Below are 4434 nucleotides of genomic sequence, written 5' to 3' on the forward strand. Positions count from 1 at the left end.
GTCAGAGCCCATGATTTGATCAAAAATATCTACGCTTTTGATATTGCCCTGTAAGACTTCAGAAACGAGAAAGTAATCAATCCTCCACCCAATATTGCGTTGACGTGCGCCAGCCCTGTAGCTCCACCATGTGTATTTCTCGCCCAACTCTGGGTTTAGCGCCCTGAAACTATCAACAAAGCCCGCCGCATGATAATTATCCATGCCATCAATTTCTTCCTGCATATAGCCTGCGCTCTTGTTGTAATTAGGCTTAGGGCGAGCAAGATCTAGATCTTTGTGCGCAACGTTCAAGTCACCGCAAACAACGACTGGCTTGGTTTTCTCGAGCGTTTTGAGATATTCAAGAAAGGCGGAATCCCAGGTTTGCCGATAAGCGAGGCGCTTTAGTTCGCTGCCCGAATTAGGGGTGTACACCGTAACGAGGTAGTAGTCATCGTATTCGGCACAAATAACCCGGCCTTCGGTGTCATGCTCTTCTATACCGAGATCATAGGTGACGGAAATAGGTTCCTGCTTTGTGAGAATGGCGGTACCCGAATAGCCTTTTTTAACCGCTGAATTTGAGTAGATGTGATAACCCTCAAGCTCGGCAAGGGCTTCACGAACCTGATCATCCTGGGCTTTGGTTTCCTGCAAGCAAAGTACGTCTGGTTGCATGGTCGCCATGCTCTCGAGGAAGTCTTTTTTCATTACTGCCCGAATACCATTTACATTCCACGATACTAAACGCACATTTTTCTCCCGTGACTATCTAAAAGCGATCTAAAAGCGATCTAAAAGCGATCTCAAAACTCTCTAAAAGCTGTTTAGCACTATCTCAAGATAATTGAGTGGCGCTCCAGCCGCTGCGCAGTTTACACCGCCATGCAGCATCTAGAAACACTTTACAGCAACAGTTTGTTCCATGCTCAACAACGGCTTTTAGCCTTTTCTTTTGCTGGTGAATTTCTTAGTCTGCATACGCGATCTACTGATAAGGATAAGTATGGAGTTTCAAGATGTTCTGCGCGGTCGACACAGCACGCGCTCTTTTACAGATCAGGATGTGAGTGACGAGCTGATACATTCGCTGTTGAGCGATGCGCTTCAAGCACCGAGTTCCTCGAATACACAGTCTTATCGTGTGGCTATTGCGAAAGGTGAGCTAAAAGATCAAATCGCGGCTGAGCTTGTTGACCGCTTTGATCGGATTTCGGCGCTTCAAGATTTGAGCGGCCCCAGAAAACTGATTAAGGGTGCACTCAGCGGAGCGCTGCCAAATGGTGACTTCAAAGCCGAGCTGAAGTATCCCAAGGATCTGCGGGATAAGGCGTTTCAATGCGGCAAGGGCTTATACGAGCTACTGGAAATAAAACGTGGCGAGAGAGCAAAAAGGGATGCTTTTATTCGGCAGAACTTTCAATTCTTCGGCGCGCCTGTGGCGATGTTTATCTTCGTTCACGGAGATCGAGCGACCGCCAGTGCCTTAGATACAGGAATGTTTTTACAAAATCTGATGCTTGCAGCAACAGATCGCGGCCTTGGTACGTGTGCTCAGGCTTCCGTTGCAATGTGGGGTAAAAGTATTCGACCGTTCTTTAAAATTGATCGACCGTATAAGTTGATTTGTGGGCTTTGCCTCGGCTACCCCTCAGAAGAGAAGGTCAATTGTTATCGCCCTGATAAACGTTCGGTTGAGGAGATTTGTTTTTCTCCGTCATCGCTCGGATAGACGAGCGCAGATTTCGGTAAACGGTTAGGCAAACAGGTAAGTTAAGAAGGGTGTATCAATCAGCTGGCCGGTGTGTCCTTATTATGCTTTAGGTCGGAAGTACCTTGAGCCACTTGAAGCGATGTCGTCTTCCACACCACAGCGGACGTTTTTGAGTCTCTAGATTCGCATTGGCTTTGATGTGTTAACAGACATAAAATGGATACCTAATCTCGGTAACGTTTTCATAGCTCAACTTCATTTTTCTTTTTATACAAACTGCGGGAAAATTAACTATATTAGATTTTAAAACGGCTTATTAATTCGCTGAGTTCTTGAGTGAGGCTATTAAGCTCATCACTCGCGGCTACTGTTTTAGCAACACGCAGAGCACTATCTTCAGCTACGTCGTTGATCTTAACAACATTTCTATTGATTTCTTCTGCGACTGAACTCTGTTCTTCGGCTGCACTTGCTATCTGCAAATTCATGCCATTAATTTGCGAGATTGATGCAGTAATTTTTTCCAAAGATTCACCAGCGTGCACAATCGTGTCAACGCTTTTTTGAACTTCATCCAAGCTGCTCTGCATGCTATCAACAGTTGTATTCGCACCTTGCTGCAAACGTTCAATCATTTCGTTAATATCTTCGGTAGATTGTTGGGTTCTACCTGCAAGTGTGCGAACTTCGTCAGCAACAACTGCAAAACCTCTACCTTGTTCTCCTGCTCGTGCGGCTTCGATTGCGGCATTTAACGCTAGCAAGTTTGTTTGTTCTGCTATGCCACGAATAACATCTAAGACGCCGCCAATATCTGTTGTTTCTTGTCGAAGGTTTCGAATGGCATCTGCTGAATTTTGAATGTCTTTGTGCAAGGCATGTATAGAGCTAATCGCGGTATCGACTATGACTTTCCCTTCTTGAGAGCTAGAAGTTGTTTCTGTTGCTGACTCTGCAGCTAATGCTGCATTACTGGCGACCTCACTAACGGTAGCGCTCATTTCATTCATCGCAGTGGCGACTTGTTCAGTTTCGAGCAATTGCATGTCAACACCGTCTTTGCTCTCATCCGCTTGTTGCCGTATACCCGCAGAGGAATGACCCAAATGCTCAGTCATAGAAAGCAAGCGACCGATCATGTCTCTTAGGCTATTTACCATCGATGCCATTGCCTGTAAAAGCCGGCCAACTTCGTCACTGGAATCGAAGGAGATTTGCATACTCAAATCGCCATTGGAAATCTGCTCCATGGTCTTAACGGCTTGTTCAACAGGTTTGAATGCTCGGCGAATATACCAACTAAAAAAGGAAGCAACGCCAACTAATATTAGTACGATAGCTAAGTAACTTATATTTGAAATTGAATTAGCTGATGCGATCGAAATGGTATGATCCTGCACATCCACTAAATGTGCGAGCGCTTGCCCCTGAGGGTCCAAAATAGGGGTGATGGAAACTCCATAGTGTTTCTTGTTGGCTGAGGCTTCTTGATAATCAAGCCGTCCTATCTCCGGCAAGCTGAAGTCGAGCATATTAACGAGTTCTTCATTGGTGCTCGCTTCCATCGTGCCGTCGGCACTAAATACAGAAATCTCTGACTGGTTATTCAACTTAAAGTCGTCTAGTGCGCTTTGTAAGTCCTTCATAAACATGCCAGCGCCTATGATTTTGCCACGCTGTAAGATGGGGAAGGCAAGTTCAATCATTAGTTCACCGTTATCGCGCTCAATACCTCTAAATACTGTGCCTTCGGCGAGAACTTGTTTCACTAATTGCTTGTCTGAAAGACCTGATTTAGACTCGGGAAAGGAGAGGATTACTTGCCCTTTAAGATCTGTAATCTGTTGTTTCGTTATTACATTCGAAGCGCTCAAGCGACGGAATGTCGGAGCGGCTTCCTCTTCTAAATCTTCCATATTGCCGGCTTTGATTAATTTACGAATCTTACGATCCCGTGTAATGGCCGATAAGCCTGCCTCCATCGAATCTTGTTGGCTAGTAACAATCTTGTTCCAGAGTACTTCGTTGCTTCTTAGGGTGGTTGACTCTAAGCGGTCTAACCATGATTGGCTAATTAGCTCGGCACTAGCTAACAGGCCAACTGAAACAACAGCGACACACACAAAGGATGCGATGGTAATACGGAGTCGCAGATTCATAACTTTAACTCTACTCGTGTACAGAAAGGTTAGGTAAAACTAGGCCTTATTTAATTACTCTACAGGATTACTTGCTGCCTTCCATGCTGGGAAGCCATCACGATAGTAGTAAACTTTTGAGTAACCCCACTCAACAGCTTTTGCACTACATTTTGATGAACGCATACATTTGTGACCATTACAGTAGCAAACAATTGGCTCATCTTTCGCTGCTTCGCCGCCTAAAGACGCTTCAGTAAAGTTACTTTTTAGTTCTAGGTGAACTGCATCTGGAATACGGCCTGCGTCCCAGTCTGAATTCTTCCGTGTATCAACGAAAAGCGCGCCACCATCGAATAATGATTTTGCTTTTTCTGTATCAACTGTTGTTGCACCATCAATGGTTTCTGGAGATAAATCGCCAGCAAAAGCCTGTATAGACAATAGGCTAAAAACCAAAGTGAGTATTGAAACGATATTTTTCATATGAGTACCTCATTTGTTTTCAAGTAATCCACATCCATGTGGCAATTCATGCGCCCTAATTAAAGTACAGATCTACTTTTATTCCATATATTTTAGATTCTGAGGCCTACGTAT

Annotated in this window: 4 protein-coding genes; 1 reads left to right on the forward strand and 3 read right to left on the reverse strand. The window is 44.7% G+C overall.

Annotated features, from left to right (window positions below; all coding sequences use genetic code 11):
* The coding region (locus A3751_RS10540) for an exodeoxyribonuclease III (RefSeq protein ID WP_068455519.1) at positions 1-735 on the reverse strand (735 nt) is incomplete at its 3' end.
* Between the two features lie 253 nt (positions 736-988).
* On the opposite strand from A3751_RS10540, the gene A3751_RS10545 reads away from it, so the two are divergent.
* The gene (locus A3751_RS10545; RefSeq protein ID WP_068455513.1) at positions 989-1714 is read left to right on the forward strand and encodes a nitroreductase; all 726 of its coding nucleotides are present in this window, start codon (positions 989-991) and stop codon (positions 1712-1714) included.
* Between the two features lie 278 nt (positions 1715-1992).
* Here the strand turns inward: A3751_RS10545 and A3751_RS10550 are convergent, their stop codons facing one another.
* Both A3751_RS10550 and A3751_RS10555 read right to left on the reverse strand, forming a co-directional pair.
* Entirely contained in the window at positions 1993-3855 is a 1863-nt protein-coding gene (locus A3751_RS10550) for a methyl-accepting chemotaxis protein (protein ID WP_068455516.1), read from the reverse strand.
* 54 nt (positions 3856-3909) lie between these two features.
* Positions 3910-4320, reverse strand: coding sequence for a rhodanese-like domain-containing protein (locus A3751_RS10555; protein WP_082863186.1), 411 nt, complete (start codon positions 4318-4320; stop codon positions 3910-3912).
* Positions 4321-4434 lie beyond the last annotated feature (114 nt).

This window comes from Oleiphilus sp. HI0080 (genome assembly GCF_001635135.1).

Coding starts and splice junctions, on each gene's coding strand:
- A3751_RS10545 (WP_068455513.1), top strand. CDS start 989: ATGGAGTTTCAAGATGTTCTGCGCGGTCGACACAGCACGCGCTCTTTT.
- A3751_RS10550 (WP_068455516.1), bottom strand. CDS start 3,855: ATGAATCTGCGACTCCGTATTACCATCGCATCCTTTGTGTGTGTCGCT.
- A3751_RS10555 (WP_082863186.1), bottom strand. CDS start 4,320: ATGAAAAATATCGTTTCAATACTCACTTTGGTTTTTAGCCTATTGTCT.